This window comes from Pseudomonas sp. SDO524_S393, assembly GCF_054071875.1.
Window position 1 is genome coordinate 1 of the sequence record NZ_JBSVVZ010000087.1, and the last position, 21544, is coordinate 21544.

Annotated in this window: 23 protein-coding genes; 9 read left to right on the forward strand and 14 right to left on the reverse strand. The window is 60.3% G+C overall.

All coding sequences use genetic code 11. From position 1 onward, the window contains the following. Positions 1-60 precede the first annotated feature (60 nt). Complete coding sequence (gene tyrS, locus ACW9IB_RS26465) at positions 61-1260, reverse strand: tyrosine--tRNA ligase (RefSeq protein ID WP_457416103.1); 1200 nt, start codon at positions 1258-1260, stop codon at positions 61-63. A gap of 209 nt (positions 1261-1469) precedes the next feature. Here tyrS and ACW9IB_RS26470 point away from each other — a divergent pair, with 209 nt between their 5' ends. Both ACW9IB_RS26470 and ACW9IB_RS26475 read left to right on the forward strand, forming a co-directional pair. Beyond that, complete coding sequence (locus tag ACW9IB_RS26470) at positions 1470-2888, forward strand: peptidoglycan DD-metalloendopeptidase family protein (protein ID WP_457416105.1); 1419 nt, start codon at positions 1470-1472, stop codon at positions 2886-2888. Positions 2889-2891: 3 nt separating this feature from the next. Next, positions 2892-3983 (forward strand): anhydro-N-acetylmuramic acid kinase, encoded by a 1092-nt coding sequence (locus ACW9IB_RS26475; RefSeq protein ID WP_457416107.1) that lies wholly within the window; start codon positions 2892-2894, stop codon positions 3981-3983. Between the two features lie 75 nt (positions 3984-4058). On the opposite strand, the gene erpA is transcribed toward ACW9IB_RS26475, so the two are convergent. Both erpA and argC read right to left on the reverse strand, forming a co-directional pair. Continuing rightward, positions 4059-4409, reverse strand: a complete 351-nt coding sequence (erpA, locus tag ACW9IB_RS26480) for an iron-sulfur cluster insertion protein ErpA (protein WP_007906865.1) — start codon at positions 4407-4409, stop codon at positions 4059-4061. Positions 4410-4574: 165 nt separating this feature from the next. Then, positions 4575-5609 carry an N-acetyl-gamma-glutamyl-phosphate reductase gene (argC, locus tag ACW9IB_RS26485; protein ID WP_457416109.1) on the reverse strand — a complete coding sequence of 345 codons (1035 nt, stop codon included), beginning with the start codon at positions 5607-5609 and terminating at the stop codon, positions 4575-4577. A 135-nt stretch (positions 5610-5744) separates the two neighbouring features. Here argC and hemJ point away from each other — a divergent pair, with 135 nt between their 5' ends. The 6 genes from hemJ to coq7 all read left to right on the forward strand — a co-directional run bounded on the left by hemJ (position 5745) and on the right by coq7 (position 10198). After that, positions 5745-6173 (forward strand): protoporphyrinogen oxidase HemJ, encoded by a 429-nt coding sequence (gene hemJ, locus ACW9IB_RS26490; RefSeq protein ID WP_457416111.1) that lies wholly within the window; start codon positions 5745-5747, stop codon positions 6171-6173. Positions 6174-6197: 24 nt separating this feature from the next. Further along, positions 6198-7160, forward strand: coding sequence for an NAD(P)H-dependent flavin oxidoreductase (locus tag ACW9IB_RS26495; RefSeq protein ID WP_457416113.1), 963 nt, complete (start codon positions 6198-6200; stop codon positions 7158-7160). A gap of 69 nt (positions 7161-7229) precedes the next feature. Then, a complete protein-coding gene (locus ACW9IB_RS26500) occupies positions 7230-8195 on the forward strand; it encodes a DUF805 domain-containing protein (protein ID WP_457366757.1) in 966 nt (321 codons plus the stop codon). A gap of 63 nt (positions 8196-8258) precedes the next feature. After that, positions 8259-9047 carry an SDR family NAD(P)-dependent oxidoreductase gene (locus ACW9IB_RS26505; RefSeq protein ID WP_457366756.1) on the forward strand — a complete coding sequence of 263 codons (789 nt, stop codon included), beginning with the start codon at positions 8259-8261 and terminating at the stop codon, positions 9045-9047. A gap of 46 nt (positions 9048-9093) precedes the next feature. Then, positions 9094-9432: a histidine triad nucleotide-binding protein gene (locus ACW9IB_RS26510; RefSeq protein WP_457366755.1), complete on the forward strand. Its 339-nt coding sequence runs from the start codon at positions 9094-9096 to the stop codon at positions 9430-9432. A gap of 118 nt (positions 9433-9550) precedes the next feature. After that, the gene (gene coq7 / locus ACW9IB_RS26515) at positions 9551-10198 is read left to right on the forward strand and encodes a 2-polyprenyl-3-methyl-6-methoxy-1,4-benzoquinone monooxygenase (protein WP_457416115.1); all 648 of its coding nucleotides are present in this window, start codon (positions 9551-9553) and stop codon (positions 10196-10198) included. Between the two features lie 55 nt (positions 10199-10253). Here the strand turns inward: coq7 and ACW9IB_RS26520 are convergent, their stop codons facing one another. Continuing rightward, positions 10254-10676: an OsmC family protein gene (locus ACW9IB_RS26520; protein WP_017138086.1), complete on the reverse strand. Its 423-nt coding sequence runs from the start codon at positions 10674-10676 to the stop codon at positions 10254-10256. Between the two features lie 248 nt (positions 10677-10924). Here ACW9IB_RS26520 and crp point away from each other — a divergent pair, with 248 nt between their 5' ends. Then, a complete protein-coding gene (gene crp / locus ACW9IB_RS26525; RefSeq protein ID WP_457366753.1) occupies positions 10925-11569 on the forward strand; it encodes a cAMP-activated global transcriptional regulator CRP in 645 nt (214 codons plus the stop codon). Here crp and ACW9IB_RS26530 read toward each other — a convergent pair. The 10 genes from ACW9IB_RS26530 to ACW9IB_RS26575 form a co-directional block, all read right to left on the reverse strand. Beyond that, on the reverse strand, positions 11566-12261 hold the full coding sequence (locus tag ACW9IB_RS26530) for a lipoate--protein ligase family protein (RefSeq protein WP_457416117.1): 696 nt from the start codon (positions 12259-12261) through the stop codon (positions 11566-11568). The genes crp and ACW9IB_RS26530 overlap by 4 nt on opposite strands. An 88-nt stretch (positions 12262-12349) precedes the next feature. Next, on the reverse strand, positions 12350-13186 hold the full coding sequence (gene trpC, locus ACW9IB_RS26535; protein WP_457366751.1) for an indole-3-glycerol phosphate synthase TrpC: 837 nt from the start codon (positions 13184-13186) through the stop codon (positions 12350-12352). Further along, the gene (gene trpD, locus ACW9IB_RS26540; protein WP_457366750.1) at positions 13183-14232 is read right to left on the reverse strand and encodes an anthranilate phosphoribosyltransferase; all 1050 of its coding nucleotides are present in this window, start codon (positions 14230-14232) and stop codon (positions 13183-13185) included. Before trpD ends, trpC begins: the two co-directional genes overlap by 4 nt. A 9-nt stretch (positions 14233-14241) precedes the next feature. After that, the gene (locus ACW9IB_RS26545; protein ID WP_457366749.1) at positions 14242-14835 is read right to left on the reverse strand and encodes an aminodeoxychorismate/anthranilate synthase component II; all 594 of its coding nucleotides are present in this window, start codon (positions 14833-14835) and stop codon (positions 14242-14244) included. A 10-nt stretch (positions 14836-14845) separates the two neighbouring features. Beyond that, positions 14846-16327 carry an anthranilate synthase component I gene (gene trpE, locus ACW9IB_RS26550; RefSeq protein ID WP_457416119.1) on the reverse strand — a complete coding sequence of 494 codons (1482 nt, stop codon included), beginning with the start codon at positions 16325-16327 and terminating at the stop codon, positions 14846-14848. 68 nt (positions 16328-16395) lie between these two features. Next, positions 16396-17214 carry a phosphoglycolate phosphatase gene (locus tag ACW9IB_RS26555; protein WP_457416121.1) on the reverse strand — a complete coding sequence of 273 codons (819 nt, stop codon included), beginning with the start codon at positions 17212-17214 and terminating at the stop codon, positions 16396-16398. Further along, complete coding sequence (gene rpe, locus ACW9IB_RS26560) at positions 17211-17885, reverse strand: ribulose-phosphate 3-epimerase (RefSeq protein WP_457416123.1); 675 nt, start codon at positions 17883-17885, stop codon at positions 17211-17213. Before rpe ends, ACW9IB_RS26555 begins: the two co-directional genes overlap by 4 nt. An 84-nt stretch (positions 17886-17969) precedes the next feature. Beyond that, on the reverse strand, positions 17970-19118 hold the full coding sequence (locus tag ACW9IB_RS26565; RefSeq protein WP_457416125.1) for an iron-containing alcohol dehydrogenase: 1149 nt from the start codon (positions 19116-19118) through the stop codon (positions 17970-17972). A 230-nt stretch (positions 19119-19348) separates the two neighbouring features. Beyond that, complete coding sequence (locus ACW9IB_RS26570; RefSeq protein WP_457416127.1) at positions 19349-20173, reverse strand: ABC transporter permease; 825 nt, start codon at positions 20171-20173, stop codon at positions 19349-19351. A 13-nt stretch (positions 20174-20186) separates the two neighbouring features. Further along, complete coding sequence (locus ACW9IB_RS26575; RefSeq protein WP_457416129.1) at positions 20187-21419, reverse strand: ABC transporter permease; 1233 nt, start codon at positions 21417-21419, stop codon at positions 20187-20189. Positions 21420-21544 lie beyond the last annotated feature (125 nt).

Genomic DNA, 21544 nt, shown 5'->3' on the forward strand with positions numbered 1-21544 from the left:
CGCCGGAAGTGGGGCGAATTATAGACAGATAAAATTCGCCGTCAACACTTAATTTCAGGTTTATTCGGATTTGAGCGTAATCCGCGCAAACGCCTTCTTCCCTGCCTGGCAAACATGGGTAGCGCCCAGTTCGTATATAAAGGCGCGATCCACAACCTCACCATCAACACGCACACCGCCCGAACCCAAGAGGTCACGCGCAACCGCCGAGTTCTTGACCAGCCCCGCCTTATTAAGCACAGCAGCAATCGGCATCGCCTCAGTAGCAGACAATTCAATCTCAGGCAGATCATCCGGCAACTCACCATCCTTCATGCGATTACCCGCAGCCCGGTGAGCATTCGCCGCAGCCTCTTCGCCATGGAAACGCGCAACAATCTCCTCAGCCAACTTGATCTTCACATCACGCGGATTCGCGCCCGCCTCTACATCCGCACGCAGCGCATTGATCTCATCCATCGAGCGGAAGCTCAGCAGCTCGAAATAACGCCACATCAGCGCATCAGGAATGGAGACAAGCTTGCCGTACATCACACCCGGCGCTTCCTGAATGCCCACGTAGTTGCCCAGAGACTTGGACATCTTCTTGACGCCATCCAGACCTTCCAGCAGCGGCATGGTCAGAATGCATTGAGCCTCCTGGCCATATGCACGTTGCAACTCACGCCCCATCAGCAGATTGAACTTCTGATCGGTACCGCCCAGCTCGACATCCGCACGAAGGGCGACCGAGTCATACCCCTGCACTAACGGATAAAGGAACTCGTGAATGGCAATCGGCTGATTGGTGGAATAGCGTTTATCGAAGTCATCCCGCTCAAGCATGCGTGCAACGGTGTACTGCGAAGTCAGGCGAATGAAGTCCGCCGGGCCCATCTGATCCATCCAGGTAGAGTTGAAGGCCACCTCAGTCTTGGCCGGATCAAGAATCTTGAACACTTGAGCCTTGTAAGTCTCGGCATTATCGAGCACCTGCTCGCGGGTCAACGGTGGACGCGTCGCGCTCTTGCCGCTCGGATCACCGATCATTCCGGTGAAATCACCAATAAGGAAGATGACCTGATGCCCCAGCTCCTGGAACTGACGCAGCTTATTAATAAGCACGGTATGACCCAGATGCAGATCCGGCGCAGTGGGATCAAAGCCGGCCTTGATACGCAGGGGCTGGCCACGCTTGAGCTTTTCGACCAGCTCAGCCTCGACCAACAGTTCTTCCGCACCACGTTTTATCAGCGCTAGCTGCTCTTCAACCGACTTCATAACAGACCCGCAAGGCTCAGATTCAAAAGGGAACCAACCATACAAGATCAGGAACTAAATACAAGTTTTGCCCTGCGAACGGACACCGTTCAGCAAGCCCGGCATTCGCGAGCTTGCACCACAGATGATTTGGTTATATTTTATACAGTTATTTCATCTTCATCATGTCATTCATCTTTTCCATTTCATCTTCAAAGTCAAAATTACTTATGACCACAGAACCGTCTAAAGCGCCGCCGCTTTACCCGAAGACCCACCTGCTCGCCGCAAGTGGTATCGCCGCTCTTCTCAGCCTGGCACTCCTGGTATTCCCTTCCAGTGACGTAGAAGCCAAACGAACGTCCCTGAGCCTTGACCTGGAAAGCCCAGTTGAACAACTGACACAAGATCAAGACGCTTCCGACGCACAACAAGCCACAAATGCACCGACCGAATCGCCGTTCGCCCAAATAGAAAGCAGCCCCGAAGACACCCAGCAAGCCGTCCAGGAAGAACCTGCGCCCCCTGCAAATACGACAAAGAACCCTCTGCACCGCGAAGTGATTGTGGCCAAGGGCGACACACTCTCCACCCTGTTCGAAAAGGTTGGCCTGCCTGCCGCCACGGTCAACGAGGTGCTGGCCAGCGACAAGCAAGCCAAACAATTCACCCAACTCAAGCACGGCCAGAAACTCGAGTTTGAACTGACACCCGACGGCCTGCTCAACAACTTGCACAGCAGTGTCAGCGACCTTGAAAGGATCACCCTGACCAAGGGTGCCAAAGGTTTCGCCTTCAATCGCGTCACCACCAAGCCAGTGATGCGCTCTGCCTATGTACACGGTGTAATCAACAGCTCCCTGTCGCAGTCGGCTGCCCGTGCCGGCCTGTCCCACAGCATGACCATGGACATGGCCAACGTGTTTGGCTACGACATTGACTTCGCCCAGGACATCCGCCAAGGCGACGAATTTGACGTGATCTACGAGCAGAAAGTCGCCAATGGCAAAGTCGTCGGCACCGGCAATATTCTCTCAGCACGCTTCACCAACCGTGGCAAAACCTACACCGCCGTGCGTTACACCAACAAACAGGGCAACAGCAGCTATTACACGGCTGATGGCAACAGCATGCGCAAGGCGTTCATCCGTACGCCGGTGGACTTCGCTCGCATTAGCTCGCGTTTTTCCATGGGCCGCAAACACCCCATCCTGAACAAAATTCGCGCACACAAAGGCGTCGACTATGCAGCCCCACGCGGCACGCCCATCAAGGCCGCCGGTGACGGCAAGGTACTGCTGGCCGGACGTCGCGGTGGTTACGGCAATACTGTGATCATCCAGCACGGCAATACCTACCGCACGCTGTATGGCCATATGCAAGGGTTCGCCAAAGGCGTTTCGACCGGCAGCAACGTGAAACAGGGTCAGGTGATCGGCTATATCGGCACCACTGGCCTGTCCACTGGCCCGCACTTGCACTATGAATTCCAGGTCAATGGTGTGCACGTCGATCCGCTGGGTCAGAAACTTCCGATGGCCGATCCGATCGCCAAGGCCGAACGCGCTCGCTTCCTGCAACAAAGCCAGCCGCTCATGGCCCGCATGGACCAAGAGCGCTCCACCTTGCTCGCTTCGGCGAAGCGTTAAGGCATGCCGCTCTATATGGGTGTGATGTCCGGGACCAGTCTCGACGGCCTGGACATCGCCCTGATCGAACAGGATTCGTCGATCACGTTGATCGCCACTCACTACATTCCCATGCCAGACACCCTGCGCAGCGAGCTGCTTAGCCTTTGCGCCAGCGGGCCGGACGAGATCGCTCGCTCGGCCATTGCCCAGCAAAACTGGGTAAAACTCGCCGCACAAGGCATTCACTCTCTGCTCAAGCAACAAAACCTCGACCCCCAGGCCGTCCGGGCAATCGGCAGCCACGGCCAGACCATCCGGCATGAGCCCGCCCGCGGGTTTACCGTACAGATCGGCAACCCGGCACTGCTCACCGAGCTGACCGGCATCACCGTCGTCAGTGATTTCCGCAGCCGCGATGTCGCCGCCGGCGGCCAGGGCGCCCCCCTGGTGCCCGCCTTCCACGAAGCGTTGTTTGAGGCGCGCAGCGGCAACCGCGCCGTATTGAATGTGGGAGGTTTCAGCAATCTCAGCCTGATCGAGACTGGAAAACCTGTAGCCGGTTTCGACTGCGGCCCAGGTAACGTTCTGCTCGACGCCTGGATTCACCAGCAACGGGGCGAACACTTTGACCGCGATGGTCGGTGGGCCGCCAGCGGCAAGGTCGACTCTCAATTGCTCAACGCGCTGCTCAGCGACCCCTTCTTCGTGACCCAAGGCCCGAAAAGTACAGGACGCGAAGTCTTTAACCTGGGATGGTTGCAGCAACACCTCGGGCGACTGCCATCATTCCAGCCCCAAGACGTGCAAGCCACCCTGCTCGAACTGACCGCACAGACCATCGTCGAGTCCCTGCAGGCGGCACAATCCGATACCGAAACATTGCTGGTCTGTGGCGGCGGCGCCCACAACGCCACGCTCATGAACCGCCTGGCCGCGTTGATGCCGACCACCCACGTCAGCAGCACCGCCACCTATGGCGTGGACCCCGACTGGGTCGAAGCCATGGCGTTCGCCTGGCTGGCCCACTGCTGCCTGGAAGGCATCGCCGCCAACCGCCCCAGTGTCACCGGCGCACGCGGGCTGCGAGTACTGGGCGCGATCTACCCGGCATAAACCTCCAGACAGCAAAACGCCGCTTGGCCCATCAAAGCCAAGCGGCGTTTTTATTTGCCGGAATCAGGCTGCCGATCAGATCGAGAACGAAGACCCGCAACCACAGGTAGTCGTGGCATTGGGGTTCTTGATCACAAAACGCGACCCCTCAAGACCTTCCTGATAATCCACCTCGGCACCGGCCAGGTATTGGAAGCTCATCGGATCCACGACCAGGCTCACGCCCTCGCGCTCAACGATGGTGTCGTCGTCGGCCACTTCCTCATCGAAGGTGAAGCCATACTGAAACCCTGAACAACCGCCGCCCGTAACGAATACGCGCAGCTTCAAGCGATCATTACCCTCTTCATCGACCAGGCTCTTCACCTTGTGCGCAGCACCGTGGGTGAATTGCAAAGCCGTGGGGGTGAAGGATTCAACGCTCATGCTGATAATCTCCCGGCGTACCGCCGCCAACTGCGTAATGGCGGGCATTATCCGCTTCTCCTAGAAAAGCGGTCAACTATTGTTACGGTATATCAATCTGCATTGCCGCCATTAAAAACACAAAAGGCCCGATCAACGGGCCTTTTGCTTAGCGACTCGACAGCCTTAAGGCAGCATGCCCGCGTGGGACAGACCCAGTTTCTCGTCCAGGCCGAACAGGATGTTCAGATTCTGCACAGCCTGGCCCGACGCGCCCTTGACCAAGTTGTCGATCACCGACAACACCACCACCAGGTCGCCATCCTGCGGACGGTGCACAGCAATCCGGCATACGTTGGCGCCGCGCACGCTGCGCGTTTCCGGATGGCTGCCAGCCGGCATCACGTCGACGAACGGCTCGTTGGCGTAACGCTTTTCAAACAGCGCCTGCAAATCGACCGAGCGATCCACCACGGTTGCGTACAGCGTGGAGTGGATACCACGGATCATCGGGGTCAGGTGCGGCACGAAAGTCAGGCCCACATCCTTGCCCGCAGCGCGACGCAGCCCCTGGCGGATTTCCGGCAAGTGGCGATGCCCTTTTACCGCATAGGCCTTCATGCTTTCCGACGTCTCGGAGTACAGCGAGCCCACCGCCGCGCCGCGACCGGCGCCGCTGACGCCCGACTTGCAGTCTGCGATCAAACGCGAAGCGTCTGCCAGCCCAGCTTCCAGCAATGGCAGGAAGCCCAACTGTGTAGCGGTCGGATAGCAACCCGGCACCGCGATCAACCGCGCCTGCTTGATCTGCTCACGATTGACTTCCGGCAGGCCATACACCGCTTCTTCCAGCAACTCTGGCGCGCCGTGTGGCTGGCCGTACCACTTGGCCCATTCATCGGCGTCCTGCAGGCGGAAGTCCGCCGACAGGTCGATCACCTTGGTGCCCGCCGCCAGCAACTCACCCGCCAGTGCGTGGGCTACACCATGAGGCGTGGCAAAGAACACCACGTCACAGGCGCCGAGGGTCTTGATGTCCGGAACGCTGAACGCCAGGCCCTCGTAATGACCTCGCAGGTTCGGGTACATATCGGCCACAGCCAGGCCAGCCTCGGATCGGGAGGTGATGACCACCACCTCAGCTTGCGGATGCTGAGCCAACAGACGCAGCAATTCGACACCGGTGTAACCCGTGCCGCCGACGATACCGACCTTGACCATAAACCTGCCCTCAACGAACCCACTGGAAAGCCGTCGATAATAGGGGCCGTATCGCCCTGCGACAACCGTCAACGTGACGTACGGGCGCATCAGCCACTACTATCTTCGCTACCGTGAACCTGGGAATAACTAAAAATGCTTTATCTATGGGTCAAAGCCTTCCATATCGTCAGCATCGTCTGCTGGTTTGCCGGGCTGTTCTACCTGCCACGCCTGTTCGTCTACCACGCACAAAGCGAAGATGCCGTCAGCAAGGAACGCTTCAGCGTCATGGAGCGCAAGTTGTATCGCGGCATCATGGGCCCGGCGATGGTTGCCGCGCTCGTGTTCGGCATCTGGCTGATCGCCCTCAACCCCGGCATCTTTCATTCAGGCGGCTGGATCCACGCCAAGCTGACCCTCGTGGTCATCCTGATCGGCTACCACCATATGTGCGGCGCGCAGGTAAAACGTTTTGCCCGTGGCGAAAACACCCGCAGCCATGTCTTTTATCGCTGGTTCAATGAAGTGCCGGTTCTGATATTGCTGGCTATCGTAATTTTGGTCGTGGTCAAACCGTTCTAACTTCAATGACTCGGGGGACTTCCAATGTCGCTGCCTGCCTTGCTCGAACAACGCCTGCGCCTGCCTGTGGTGGCGGCGCCGATGTTCCTGATTTCCAACCCGCAACTGGTATTGGCCTGCTGTCGCAATGGGGTGGTCGGGAGTTTCCCGGCCCTCAACCAGCGTGAAAGCAGCGGCTTCAAGGCCTGGCTGGAAGAAATCGAAGCAGGCCTGGCTCAACTGGACAACCCCGCGCCTTACGCAGTGAACCTCATCGTGCACAACAGCAACCCGCGATTGGAGGCTGACCTGGCGATCTGCGTCGACCATAAAGTACCCATCGTCATCACCAGCCTGGGCGCGGTCAAAGAGTTGGTCGACGCCGTACACAGCTACGGCGGCCTGGTGTTTCACGATGTCACCACCCGCCGCCATGCCGAAAAAGCCGCTGAAGCCGGGGTGGATGGCCTGATTGCCGTGGCAGCGGGCGCCGGCGGCCATGCCGGCACCTGGAGCCCGTTCTCGCTGATCGCCGAGATTCGCCAGTTTTTCGACAAAACCCTGCTGCTCGCCGGTTGCCTCAACCATGGGCACGAAATCCTCGCCGCCCAGTTGCTTGGCGCAGACCTGGCCTATTTCGGCACCCGTTTCATCGGCACCACCGAAAGCCACGCTCCGGATGCGTATAAAGAGATGCTGCTCACATCGCGTGCCGCCGACATCGTGCACACTCCCGCTGTCTCCGGCGTACCTGCGAGCTTCATGCGCCAGAGCCTGGAAAACGCCGGTTTCGACCTCGCCGCGCTGCAAGCCAAGGGCGAAGTCAACTTCGGCTCCAAGCTCAAGCCCTTGAACGACGAGGCCAAGGCCTGGAAGACCGTCTGGTCCGCCGGCCAGGGTGTCGGAGAGATTGATGATCTGCCCAGCGTCGATGAACTCGTTGCGCGCCTGGATGCCGAATACAGTAAGGCGCGCGAACACGCAGTACAATTGCGCTGGCCACGCTGAACCCACCGCAAGGCCTGCCGTTCGAGCAGGCCTGCACTCACCCAATGAATCAGTGACAAGGATGCCCGCATGAGCGACAACCGTTTCAAGATTGTGTTTGACGGAGCCTTGCTCCCGGGGGTCGAAAGTACCACTGCCAAACTAAACCTGGCCGAGCTGTTCAAAAGCGATGTCGACGCCATCGAAAAGCTCTTCACCGGCCGCCCCGTCGCGCTGAAACGCGACCTCTCCCGCGCAGACGCCGACACTTACCTCAATGCGCTGAAAAATGCCGGGGTGGATGCGCGTATCGAACCCGAACAACCCGTCGCCTTCAGCCTCGCCGAGACTCACGAAACCGATACCGGCGCCTCTGACTTCTCCCGCCCGGCCACCTCCCCCTACGCACCACCCCGTGCCGCCGTGGGTGACAGCTTGCCGGAGTACGCAACACTCAAAGTCTTCACGATCCACGGCCGTATCGGTCGGCTGCGCTACCTGGCATGGACGCTGGTATTGACGGTTGCGATGCTCGTTGCCTCGGGCATCATCGCTACCGCCGGCTTTGCGGTGGCGACTGCGTCCCCGACGGCGGGCATCATTCTGGGTTCGCTGCTGGGGTTCGCGCTGTTCGTCGCGCTGCTCTGGGTCAGCGTGCAGATCGCCGTACAGCGTTTGCATGACCTGGGCTGGTCCGGCTGGCTGTGGTTCCTGAACCTGGTGCCACTGGTCAACAGCATCTTCCCGCTCTTGCTGCTGGTGCTTCCGGGCAATACCGGCGCCAACCAGTACGGCGCGCCACCACCGCGCAACTCCACCGCGGTAAAAGTCCTGGCCACCCTGTGGTTGGCGTTTATCCCGGTGATGCTTGCCATTGTGGTCACCCTGGGCATGAACGGCTATCTGGACCAACTTGAAGCCAATGTGGACAGCGGCTACGAAAGCAGCTCCATCACCGCCGACGATGACGCTGACCAAAACGGTGTCATTGATGAAGACGAAGCGCAAAGTGCTGACGAGGCGGCCGAACCTGTAGACTCTCCAGAAGAACAGTAAAGAAACGTCCGCCGCCTGTGATGGCTCAGTCACAGGCTCGGCGGCGTTACGATGGAGAAAGGCATGACCCGTTACGCTCTGATCACCGGTGCCTCCAGCGGCATCGGCCTGGCCTTGGCCGAAGCCCTGGCCCGTCGCGGCCGTAGCTTGATTCTGGTGGCCCGCCAGCGTGATCAGTTGGAAAGCATTGCACTCGAATTGACCCAGCGCTTCGGCGTCGAGGTGCTGTTTCGCGCCTGCGACCTGGGCGAACCGCTGCGCTTGTCCGGGTTTCTGCTGGAGCTTGAAGAAGGCGAGCGGCAAATCGACCTGCTGGTGAACTGCGCCGGCATCGGCACCAGCGGACCGTTTCTCGCCCAGGACTGGATGACCGAGCAGGACCTGATGGAAGTCAACATCCTGGCCTTGACCCGCATGTGCCATGCGCTCGGCAACGCCATGGCCCTGCACGGCGGTGGGCAAATCCTCAATGTGGCCTCGGTCGCAGCGTTCCAACCCGGCCCGTGGATGAGCACTTACTACGCCAGCAAGGCGTATGTGCTGCATTTTTCCGAAGGCCTGCGCGAAGAACTGAAAACCTGCGGCATCAAGGTCTCGGTGCTATGCCCCGGCCCGACGCGCACTGCCTTCTACGGCACCGCGCAGATGGACACCGCCAAGCTCGACGCCAGCGAAAAACTGATGAGCCCAGAGGAAGTGGCGCTCTACACCGTGCGTGCACTGGATAAGAACAAAGCCATCATCATTCCTGGCCGACGCAACCGCTGGATCGCTTTCAGCCCGCGTTTCAGCCCCCGCTGGCTGACCCGCAGAATTGCCGGCGCCATCAACAAGGCCTATTGCCCACGCTGATCGGCTCAGTACACTCACCCTGCACTTTCATAATGGAGAAACAGCTGTGGATACTCTGTTCACCAAGATCATCAACCGCGAAATACCGGCGGACATCATCTACGAAGATGATCAGATCCTCGCCTTCAAGGACATCGCTCCCGCGGCGCCTGTCCATTTTCTGGTCATCCCGAAAAAGCACATCCCCACCCTCAATGACCTGACCGAAGAAGACAAAGCCCTGGCCGGTCATATTCTGTTCACCGCCCAGCGCCTGGCCCTGGAGCAAGGTTGCGAGGAAGGCTTCCGCGTGGTGATGAACTGCAACCCGAAAGGCGGTCAGACCGTGTATCACATTCATATGCATGTGCTCGGTCAGCGCCAGATGAACTGGCCGCCGGGCTGATTGGCGTGGGTCTTGAGGGTCGCGGCCCCAGGCTGCGACGCTATGCCCTTGACTCCGCCCGAACGCTTTCACCTCTCATGCGGTAAACTGGCCGCCGAGATTCTTCCCGGAGGTCAGCATGACTACCCAACGGCACTACTCGCCCATCGACCGCCTGTTGCTGCAAGCCGATACGGCCATGCGCACGCTGCTGCCCTTCAGCGGCCAACCGTACCGCCCGTCGCCCGCGATCGTGCGGCCCGACACCCAGATGAGCGAGACCGAGACCCGTCACGTCGCCGGCCTGATGCGCATCAACCATACCGGCGAAGTCTGTGCCCAGGCGCTGTACCAGGGCCAGGCCCTGACCGCCAAGCTGCCACAGGTACGCGCCGCCATGGAACACGCGGCCGAGGAAGAGATCGACCACCTGGCCTGGTGCGAACAACGCATTCGCCAGCTCGGCAGTCACCCGAGCGTGCTCAATCCTTTGTTTTACGGCTTGTCGTTTGGTATCGGCGCCGTTGCCGGGCTGGTCAGCGACAAAGTCAGCCTCGGTTTTGTCGCGGCCACCGAACATCAAGTCTGCAAGCACCTCGATGAGCACCTGGAGCAATTACCGCCTGAAGACGAAAAGTCCCGGGCCATTCTGGAGCAGATGCGCATCGATGAAGAACACCACGCCGAAAGCGCGCTGGATGCTGGCGGTTTCCGCTTCCCGGCGCCGGTCAGGTTCGGCATGAGCCTTTTGGCCAAGGTCATGACCAAAAGCACCTACCGCATCTGACCCACAAAAAGGGCGCTCTCGAAGCGCCCTTTCTTTTTGCCTGCCGGTTTTGTCATCAACCCAGTTCGATGATCTCGTAATCATGGGTGATGGCAACGCCCGCCGCGCCGAGCATGATCGAGGCCGAGCAATACTTCTCGGCCGACAGCTCGATGGCCCGCTTGACCTGGGCTTCCTTCAACGCCCGGCCCTTGACCACGAAATGCATGTGGATCTTGGTGAACACCTTGGGGTCTTCAGTGGCGCGCTCAGCTTCCAGGAACGCTTCGCAGCTTTCCACGGCCTGGCGAGACTTTTTCAGGATGCTGACCACATCGAAATTGCTGCAGCCGCCCACGCCCAGCAGCAGCATCTCCATCGGGCGTACACCCAGGTTACGGCCACCGGCGTCCGGCGGACCGTCCATGACCACGACATGGCCACTGCCCGACTCACCGAGGAACATGGCTTCGCCCGCCCATTGGATGCGTGCCTTCATCGCCCAGACTCCACTCTAAAAAAGGGTCGCCAGCTTAGCACAGGGGCCACCGGCAACAGTGTTTCCCATGAAAGCGATCAACAGCAGGGTTTGGGTCGCAAATTCGCTAATCGAGTCAGAATGTGTCTGGTAAGCTGGCGCCAGCGAAATGGCGCATTGCCATCCTTTGTACAGCGTGTATCAATGCCGATATATCGCTGGATAAAAACAACTCCAATCACACCGTGCAGTCTTTTCGGGATACAACCATGGTTGCCCTTACTCCCATATCCAAGATCAAGAACCTCGACAAGCTGCTGATGCATTGCCAGCGCCGGCGCTATCCCTCCAAGCACAACATCATCTGCGCGGGTGAACGCTCCGAAACGCTGTTTTTCATCATCAAGGGGTCGGTCACCATCCTGATCGAGGATGAAGACGGTCGGGAAATGATCATCGCCTACCTCAATTCCGGGGATTTTTTTGGTGAACTGGGACTGTTCGAGCAAGCTGGCAAAGAGCAGGAGCGCAGCGCCTGGGTGCGGGCCAAGGTGGAGTGTGAAGTGGCCGAGATCAGCTACACCAAATTCCGCGAACTGGCTCAGCATGACCCGGACATTCTGTATGCCCTGAGCGGTCAGATTGCCCAACGGTTGCGAGACACCACACGCAAAGTGGGCGACCTGGCGTTCTTCGATGTCACCGGTCGGGTGGCCCGTTGCCTGCTGGAACTGTGCAAACAACCCGACGCCATGACCCACCCCGACGGCATGCAAATCAAGGTGACCCGCCAGGAAATCGGACGGATTGTCGGCTGCTCGCGAGAAATGGTCGGCCGTGTGCTCAAGGACCTGGAAGAACGCAACCTGGTCCACGTCAAAGGCAAGACCATGGTGGTGTTCGGAACACGTTAAACCAGCAGAAAATCGGCCAGCATCTGGCGATACAACGCATCCAGTCGACTGATCGCATCCGGCGCCGGGAAAGCCTCGTGCAAGGCGATGTGGCTGTCGGCGCGAACGCGCTGGTCGAGGCCGCAGGCTTCATTGAAGCGATTGACCGCGGCAATCAATTCGTCACGGTCGTTTTCCAGCAACAATGCACCGTGCACCAACCCCACCGGACGACCACCGCTCTGCCGCCAACGCTGTGCGGTGCCGACCATCTTGCGACCATTGAGGTTGACGTTGTAGCGACCGTCGCAAAACGCGCCGTCGATTTCACCGACTGACGCGTCGCCGCCCAGCTCAACCAACAAATCACAGATTGGCTGGCACAGGCGCAAGTAGCCGGTTTCGATACGATGCTGATCGCCCTCGCTGCGCGGCGGCGCATAAACCAGGGCAATGTTGACGGTGGCGCTCGACTGCGGCACCGGCTCACCTCCGGTTTCCCGCAATAGCACGGGCCAACCGGCATCGGCCGAGACCTGGCTGGCGGCGTCGAACGCAGGCAGACGGCTCAAACGCCGTGGCATCACCAAGGCTTGATCAATGGGTTGCCAGAACAGCAGGCCGAACGCTTGTTCGCCCGCGCAAACGGCGGCCAACAGGCTTTGCTCTGCGGCAAGGCCTGCTTCAACCGTCATCCTTACGGGATTAACCATCAAACACCTACCTATCCAAACAAACACAGAATCAAATGTGGGAGCGGGCTTGCCCGCTCCCACATTTAAGCCGCATTCCAAGTTTTGGTCAGTCCAATGTCGAGCCGCTGACTGCCACGCCACGCTCCGGGAAGAACAGACGCTGCAACTCCGCCCCCGGGTTCTCGGCACGCATGAACGTCTCGCCCACCAGGAACGAATACACGCCGCTGATTTCCATCAGTTCCACGTCGGCACGGTTGACGATGCCGCTCTCGGTGATCACCAGACGGTCACGCGGAATGCGCGGCAGCAGGTCAAGCGTGTTTTCCAGGCTGACTTCGAAGGTGTGCAGGTTGCGGTTGTTGACCCCCACCAGCGGTGTGTCGAGGGTTTTCAGGGCGCGCTCCAGTTCGTCGCCGTCGTGCACTTCCACCAACACATCCAGGCCGACGTCCTTGGCCACGGCCGCCAGCTCGGCCATCTTCACGTCGTCCAGTGCGGAGACGATCAGCAGCACACAGTCGGCGCCCAAGGCGCGGGCTTCGACGATTTGATACGGGTCGACCATGAAGTCCTTGCGGATCACCGGCAACTTGCACGCGGCGCGGGCCTGCTGCAGAAACAGGTCGGAACCCTGGAAGTAGTCGATATCGGTCAACACGGACAAGCAGGTCGCCCCGCCCTTTTCATAGCTGACAGCGATTTCCGACGGCACGAAGTTTTCACGGATCACGCCCTTGCTTGGCGAGGCTTTTTTCACCTCGGCAATCACCGCCGGCTGCTTGAGCTTGGCCTGGGCGATCAGCGCATTGGCGAAACCCCGTGGCGCATCGGCGATCTTCGCCTGGCTTTCCAGCTCGGCCAGGCTGACACGGGCACGGCGCTCAGCGACTTCTTCAGCTTTGCGGGCCAGGATTTTTTCCAGAACGGTCGGCACACTCATCCTTCATTCTCCATCTTGAACACCGCAGTAAAGGCACCCAGTTCTTCGAGCTTTTCCCGGGCAAGCCCGGTGTGCAACGCATCGTGTGCAAGGGCCACGCCTTCTTTGAGGCTGGAGGCGTGGTCGGCGGCATACAGCGCCGCGCCCGCGTTGAGCACAATCATTTCCGCCGCTTTCTGACCGTTTTCGGTCTTGCGACGCCCCAGGGCATCCCGGATCAACTCCAGTGAGGCGGCCGGGCTTTCCACCGACAAACCGTGCAGGCTCTGGCTCTTCATGCCCAGGTCCTCCGGCTCGACCCAATATTCGGTGACCTGGTCATTCTTCAGCTCCGCCACGAAGGTCGGTGCCGCCAGGCTGAATTCGTCCAGGCCATCCTTGGAGTGCACCACCAGCACATGCTTGCTGCCCAGGCGCTGCAACACTTCGGCCAAGGGTCGGCACAGTGCCTGGCTGAACACGCCCACTACCTGATGTTTCACACCGGCCGGATTCGTAAGCGGGCCAAGCATGTTGAACAGGGTGCGCAGGCCGAGGTCCTTGCGTGGGCCAGCGGCGTGTTTCATTGCCCCATGGTGGGACTGGGCAAACATGAAGCCGATGCCGACGCTGTCGATGCAACGCGCCACTTGTACCGGCGTGAGGTTCAGGTAGATCCCGGCGGCTTCCAGCAGATCGGCGCTGCCGCTCTTGCCGGACACGGCACGGTTGCCGTGCTTGGCCACGGTGCAGCCTGCCGCTGCGACCACAAAGGAGGACGCCGTCGACACGTTGAAGATATTCGCACCGTCACCGCCGGTGCCCACCACATCGACCACGCCGTCGAGGGTATTGAGTTCGACCTTGTCCGCCAGCTCGCGCATCACCGAGACCGCACCGACGATTTCGTCGATGCTCTCGCTCTTCATGCGCATCGCCATCATGAACGCGCCGATCTGCGCGTCGGTGCATTGACCGGTCATGATTTCGCGCATCACATCGCTCATTTCAGCGGTGCTCAGGTCCAGATGGCCGACGATACGGCTCAGGGCAGTCTTGATATCCATGAAAAGTCCTTAGCGCGTGCCGCCGCTCTGCTTCAAAAAGTTGGCGAACAGCTCGTAGCCCTGCTCGGTCAGGATCGATTCAGGGTGAAATTGCACCCCCTCGATGTTCAGTGTCTTGTGACGCAGGCCCATGATCTCGTCCACCGAGCCGTCTTCCAGCTGCGTCCAGGCCGTCAATTCCAGGCAGTCCGGCAGGGTTTCGCGCTTGACCACCAGTGAATGATAGCGGGTCACCGTCACCGGCAAGTTGAGCCCATGGAACACACCCAGATCATGATGGAATACCGGACTGGTCTTGCCGTGCATCACCTGACGCGCGCGCACCACGTCACCACCAAAGGCCTGGCCGATGGACTGGTGGCCCAGACACACACCGAGGATCGGCAATTTGCCGGCGAAATACTGGATGGCCTCCAGGGAAATGCCCGCTTCGGTCGGCGTGCACGGGCCCGGCGAAACCACGATGCGCTCGGGGTTCAGCGCGGCGATTTCGGCCACGCTCAGTTCGTCGTTGCGCACCACCTTGACCTCGGCACCGAGTTCGCCCAGGTACTGCACCACGTTGTAGGTAAAGGAATCGTAGTTATCAATCATCAGGAGCATGGGGGAAACCTCAGAAATTGGGGGTCTGTTCAGCCAGCGCAACGGCGCGGAACATCGCGCGGCGCTTGTTGAGGGTTTCTTCCCATTCGAGGGCCGGCACCGAGTCGGCGACGATCCCGCCACCGGCCTGCACATGCAGCTCCCCGTCCTTGATCACGGCGGTGCGAATCGCAATGGCCGTGTCCATGTTGCCGTTCCAGGCGAAATAACCCACGGCGCCGCCGTAGACACCGCGCTTGACCGGCTCCAGCTCGTCGATGATTTCCATTGCGCGAATCTTCGGCGCCCCCGACAGGGTGCCCGCCGGCAGGATCGCCCGCAGTGCGTCCATCGCGGTCAGGCCGGCTTTCAGTTCACCGGTGACGTTGGACACGATGTGCATGACGTTGGAATACCGCTCGATCACCATTTTCTCGGTGAGCTTCACCGAACCGATTTCCGAGACGCGCCCGGTATCGTTGCGGCCCAGATCGATCAGCATCAAGTGCTCGGCAATTTCCTTGTCATCGCTGAGCAGGTCTTCTTCCAGCGCCAAATCCGCCTCTTCGGTCGCGCCGCGCGGGCGGGTGCCGGCGATGGGGCGTACGGTGATCAGGTTGTCTTCGACCCGCACCAGCACTTCCGGCGAGCTGCCCACCACGTGGAAGTCACCAAAGTTGAAAAAGTACATGTACGGCGTCGGGTTGAAGCAGCGCAGCGCACGGTACAGATCGATCGGCGCGGCCTTGAAGTCGATGGACATGCGTTGCGACGGCACCACCTGCATGCAGTCGCCGGCGAGGATGTATTCCTTGATGGTGTCCACAGCGCGCTCATAGTCACCCTGGGTAAAGCTTGAACGAAAGACCGGATCGGCCGCCGGCGGACGGCTGAGGTCCAGACCGCGACGCGGGGTGATCGGCTGGCGCAGTTTTTCCAGCAGGGCTTCGAGGCTGGCCTGGCCTTGCTCGAAGGCGTCCGCCTGGGCCGGGTCGGCGAGGACGATCGCGTGCATCTTGCCGGCAAGGTTGTCGAACACCACCACGGCGTCAGAGACCATCAGCAGAATGTCCGGCACGCCCAGCGGATCCGGGTTCGGGCATTTACCCAGGCGTTTTTCCACATAGCGCACGCAGTCGTAGCCGAAATACCCCACCAGGCCACCGTTGAAACGCGGCAGGCCAGGGATGGTCGGCACGTTGTAGCGCGCCTTGAAGGTTTCGACGAACGCCAGCGGGTCTTCTACGTCATGGCTTTCGATCTCGATACCGTCATGGGTAACGCTCACATGGTGATCGTGTACCCGCAGGACGGTACGGCACGGCAAGCCAATGATCGAGTAACGGCCCCACTTTTCGCCGCCCTGTACCGATTCCAGCAAGTAGGAGTTGGGCTCGTCGGCCAGTTTCAGGTAGATCGACAGCGGCGTGTCGAAGTCGGCCAGGGTTTCGCAGGCCAGGGGAATGCGGTTATAGCCGGCAGCGGCCAAACGCAGGAATTCTTCGCGAATCATGATGTGCCTCGTGGCTTGAGGATCAAACAGTCAGGTATGCAAACGTGCCGCAGCGCGGCCAGGATCAGTCAGGCGCGCCAACGCCAACGGGCCAGGGCCTTGATGACTTTCATCCAGAGTTTGCGAGTGACCACCACGATGGCGTTTCCAGAAGGGGTTGATTCAATGTCGGGCAACGTTATCTCAGCGCCCGCTCCCAAGCAACCGGGGATTAGCAGCCGAAGGTCATCAATCACCAGCGCCGGCGACTCTTCGGCAATCGGCCGGCCATGGTTATAACCATAACTGAGGGCCACGCACTGCACACCAGCAGCTTTTGCTGCCTGCACATCACTGCGCGAATCGCCGACGAACAAGGACTGGGAGGCCGGGATATTGGCCATCTTCATCACGAAAAACAGCGCCGCCGGATCGGGTTTCTTTTGCGGCAGCGTATCGCCACCGATGATCCAGCGAAAATAACGGCCGATTTTCATCTGGTCCAGCAACGGCGCGACGAAGCGCTCCGGCTTGTTGGTGATCAGGGCCATTTCCACGCCCTGCTTGCTCAGCCACTTGAGGGTGTCGCGCACGCCGGGGTAAACCACGGTCAGTTCGTGGCCGTCTTCATAGGCGGCATTGAACAGTTCCAGGGCGTGCTCGGCTTCCACCTCATCCACACCGTCGGCATCGATGTGGTTGGCCAGGGCCCGGCGCACCAACATGTGCACGCCGTTGCCGACCCATTCGCGCACCGCCTCGATACCCGCGGGCTTGCGTCCCAGCTTGAGCAGCATTTCGTCCACCGCCGCGGCCAGGTCGGGCACCGAATCGATCAAGGTACCGTCCAGATCGAACATCACCAGCCGTGGCAACTTGCCAGGGAACAACTGCTCAAAACCGCTCATGGACGCGCCAGCGCCAGTTCGGCGCGCATCTTGGCGATCACTTCCTGATAGTCCGGGGCGTTGAAGATCGCCGAGCCGGCCACGAAGGTGTCGGCGCCAGCAGCGGCGATTTCGCGGATATTGTTGACGTTGACACCACCGTCGATCTCCAGGCGGATATCACGCCCCGAAGCGTCGATCAGCGCACGGGCTTCGCGCAGCTTGTTCAGCGTGCCGGGAATGAACTTCTGCCCGCCGAAGCCTGGGTTAACGCTCATCAACAGGATCATGTCGACCTTGTCCATCACGTACTCGAGCACGCTCAACGGCGTGGCCGGGTTGAACACCAGGCCCGCCTTGCAACCGCCTTCGCGGATCAGTTGCAGGGTACGGTCCACGTGCAGCGAGGCTTCCGGGTGGAAGGTGATGTAAGTGGCGCCGGCGTCAACGAAGTCACCGATGATGCGATCGACCGGGCTGACCATCAGGTGTGCATCGATGGGCGCGGTGATGCCGTACTTGCGCAGCGCGGCGCAGACCATCGGACCGATGGTCAGGTTGGGCACGTAATGGTTGTCCATGACATCGAAGTGCACGAAGTCGGCACCGGCGGCCAACACCTTGTCCACTTCCTCACCCAGGCGGGCGAAGTCGGCGGAGAGAATCGATGGAGCAATGACGAAGGGCTGCATGACGCACCTTTTTTGAGCTAAATCACGATGGCGCGCATTGTATACCGCATGCTTTGCCCTGCGCACCGTGACCTAACTCAACGGTTAGTAGGCGGCCCGATAGATTTTCTCGATATCGGCTGCGCTGAGCTGGCGCGGATTGTTACGCATCAGCCGCTCGATGCCCGCCGCTTCCGTGGCCATGGCCGGGATCGCGTCCTCGGGCACCCCGAAGCTACGCAAGCCCGCCGGGATCTCCACGGCGGCACACAATCGCGCCATGGCCTCCACCGCTCGATCGGCCGCGTCATTGACGCTCAAACCTGAAACATTCACCCCCATCGCCTGGGCAATGTCCTGCATGCGTTCCACACAGGCCAGCTTGTTCCAGTGCATTACATGGGGCAGCAACAGCGCATTGCTGACGCCGTGGGCGATATTGAAACGCCCGCCCAGCGGATAGGCCAGCGCATGCACCGCACCGACCCCGGCATTGCCGAAGGCCATGCCGGCCATCAGGCTGGCGGTGGCCATATCGTCACGGGCTTGCAGGTTGCCCGGGTTGGCGTAGGCCTTGGGCAAGGCGCCGGCAATCAACCTGATCGCGCCGATGGCCAGGGCGTCGGTGATCGGCGATGCATTCAGCGACAGGTAGGACTCGATGGCGTGCACCAGCGCATCCACGCCACTGGCGGCAGTGACGCCGCGCGGGCAAGTGAGGGTCATTTGCGGGCTGATCAGCGCCACATCCGGCAGCAGATAATCACTGACAATGCCTTTTTTCAGTTGGGCAACCTTGTCGGAAAGGATCGCCACATTCGTCACTTCCGAACCGGTGCCGGCGGTAGTCGGGATGGCGATCAGCGGCGGCCCTTTGCGCGGCACCTGGTCGACACCGAACAGATCCGCCAGTGCACCGTGATAACCGGCATAGGCCGCCACGCTTTTGGCGATATCGATGGCACTGCCGCCGCCCACCCCGATCAAGCCGTCATGCCCGCCGTCACGGTACACCTGCATGCAGTCCTCGACGATGGCGATTTCCGGGTCGGGCAGCACGCGGTCGAAAATTTCGTAGGTACGCTCGCCCAAGTGCTCCAGCGCCAGCGCCACAGTGCCAGACTTGACCAGCGCGGCATCAGTCACGATCAGCGGGTTATCCACATCCAGACGCGAGAGTTCGAAGGCCAGTTGTTCGATGGCCCCCTGGCCGGTCAACAGCTTGTGGGCGATCTTGAATGAGGAAGTACTCATGTGCGCGGCCTCTTGTTGAGTGATGGGCTGGCACAAGCGTAGCTTCCTACGGCGTGTTGTCAGCTATTCAGCAACTGAATGCACAGGTGATTCAAAGTGGGCACGGTCAGTGTGGGAGCTGGCTTGCCTGCGATGGCATCACTTCGGTTTGACTGATAAACCGAGTTGCCTGCATCGCGGGCAAGCCCGGCTCCCACAAAAGCCACATCCATTGGATCGCGTTGCCACAGTCAGACCTGCGCGGTCCGCAGTTTCTCGCTACGCCCGCGCAGCCATTCCAGGGTGAGCAACAGCAACACCGAGAAGGCAATCAGCAGGGTCGCCGCCGCCGCGATCGTCGGGCTGAGGTTTTCACGGATACCGCTGAACATCTGGCGCGGCAAGGTCGCTTGCTCGGGGCCGGCAAGGAACAGCGTCACCACGACTTCGTCGAACGATGTCGCAAAGGCAAACAGCGCCCCGGAAATCACCCCCGGCGCAATCAACGGCAAGGTCACCCGGCGGAACGTGGTCAGCGGCGACGCCCCGAGACTGGCCGCTGCCCGCACCAGGTTATGGTTGAAACCCTGCAAGGTGGCCGACACGGTGATGATCACAAACGGTACACCCAGCACCGCGTGTACCACGATCAGCGAGAAGAAGCTGTTGCCCAGACCCAAAGGCGCAAAAAACAGGTAGCTGGCCACGCCAATGATCACCACCGGCACCACCATCGGTGAAATCACCAAGGCCATCACCAGCGCCTTGCCGGGGAAGTGGCCACGGGTCAGGCCAATCGCTGCCAGGGTACCGAAGACCATAGCCAGCACCGTCGCGGCGGGGGCCACGATGATGCTGTTCTTCAGCGCGCGCATCCACTCGGCCGAGCCGAAGAAGTCCTGGTACCAATGCAGTGAGAAACCTTGCAGCGGATACACCAGGAAACTCCCGCTGTTGAACGAAAGCGGGATGATCACCAGCACCGGCAAAATCAGGAACAGCAGGATCAAGCCGCAGAGAATCCGCAAGCTGTAGAACCACACCCGTTCGATGGGCGACATATAAGGGCTCAGCATCGCAAAAGTCTCCTCAGCTCAGGCGCAGGCGACTGGCGCCTACCAGCCGGTTGTAGATCAGGTACAGCAACACGGTGGCCAGCAGCAGCAAGCCGCCCAGCGCGGTGGCCATGCCCCAGTTGATGCTGGTGTTGGTATAAAACGCCACGAAGTAGCTGACCATCTGGTCGTTGGGACTGCCCAGCAAGGCCGGGGTGATGTAGTAACCAATCGCCAGGATGAACACCAGCAGGCAACCGGCGCCGACGCCGGCGTAGGTCTGCGGGAAGTACACGCGCCAGAAGCTGGCGAACGGGTGACAGCCCAGGGAAATCGCCGCGCGCATATACGTGGGCGAGATGCCTTTCATCACGCTGTAGATCGGCAGAATCATGAATGGCAACAGAATATGCACCATGGAGATGTAGACCCCGGTGCGGTTGAACACCAGTTCCACCGGTTTATCGACCAGGCCCAGGCCCATCGGCGCACTGTTGATCAAGCCACCGGATTGCAGCAGCACGATCCACGCCGCCACCCGTACCAGAATCGAGGTCCAGAACGGCAGCAGCACCAGAATCATCAGCAGGTTGCTTTGTCGCGACGGCAAGTTGGCCAACAGGTACGCCAGGGGATAGGCCAGCAGCAGGCACACAAAGGTGATGACCAGGCCCATCCAGAATGTACGGGCGAAGATGTCCAGGTAAATCGCCTGGTCGGGCGTGGCCGGGGCGACTTCACCCAGGTCGTCGATCCGGTGATCGACCGCCGCCAGCAGGTAATACGGCGTGAGGCTGCTGGTGTTGCGCCGGATCGCCTGCCAATACGCCGGGTCGCCCCAACGCTCGTCCAGGTTTTCCAGCGCTTCTTTATAGGAGGCGGGCGCTTCGGTAAACGGCAGCGCCCGCGCGGTCTTGGTAAGCAGGCTGCGATAGCCGGCCAGCTCCATGTTCAAGCGTTTGGACAAATCGCCCAGTGTCTGGTTTTTACGCGCCTCGCCCAGGTCCTCGCTGAGGGCCTGATACACCGGCTCGCCGGGCAAACCGCGGCCATCCCAGGTATTGATCGCCATCACCGTGCGCGGCATGCCGCCCACCACTTCCGGGTTGCCGACGCTTTTGTAAAGCAACGCAACGATCGGCACCAGGAACACCAGCACCAGGAACAGCACCAGCGGCGCAATCAAGGCCTGGGCTTTCCAGCGGTTGACCCGCTCGGCACGCGCCAGACGCTGCTTGAGGGTGGGGCCAGGAATGGCGATATCCATGGCAAACTCCGATTATGAAAATTAATGCAATCTGCGCAACACAGCAGGTCTCATGTGAAAGCGGGCTTGTGTGGGAGCGGGCTTGCTCGCGAATACGGTGGGTCCGCCTCCCCACCCTTTTGCCT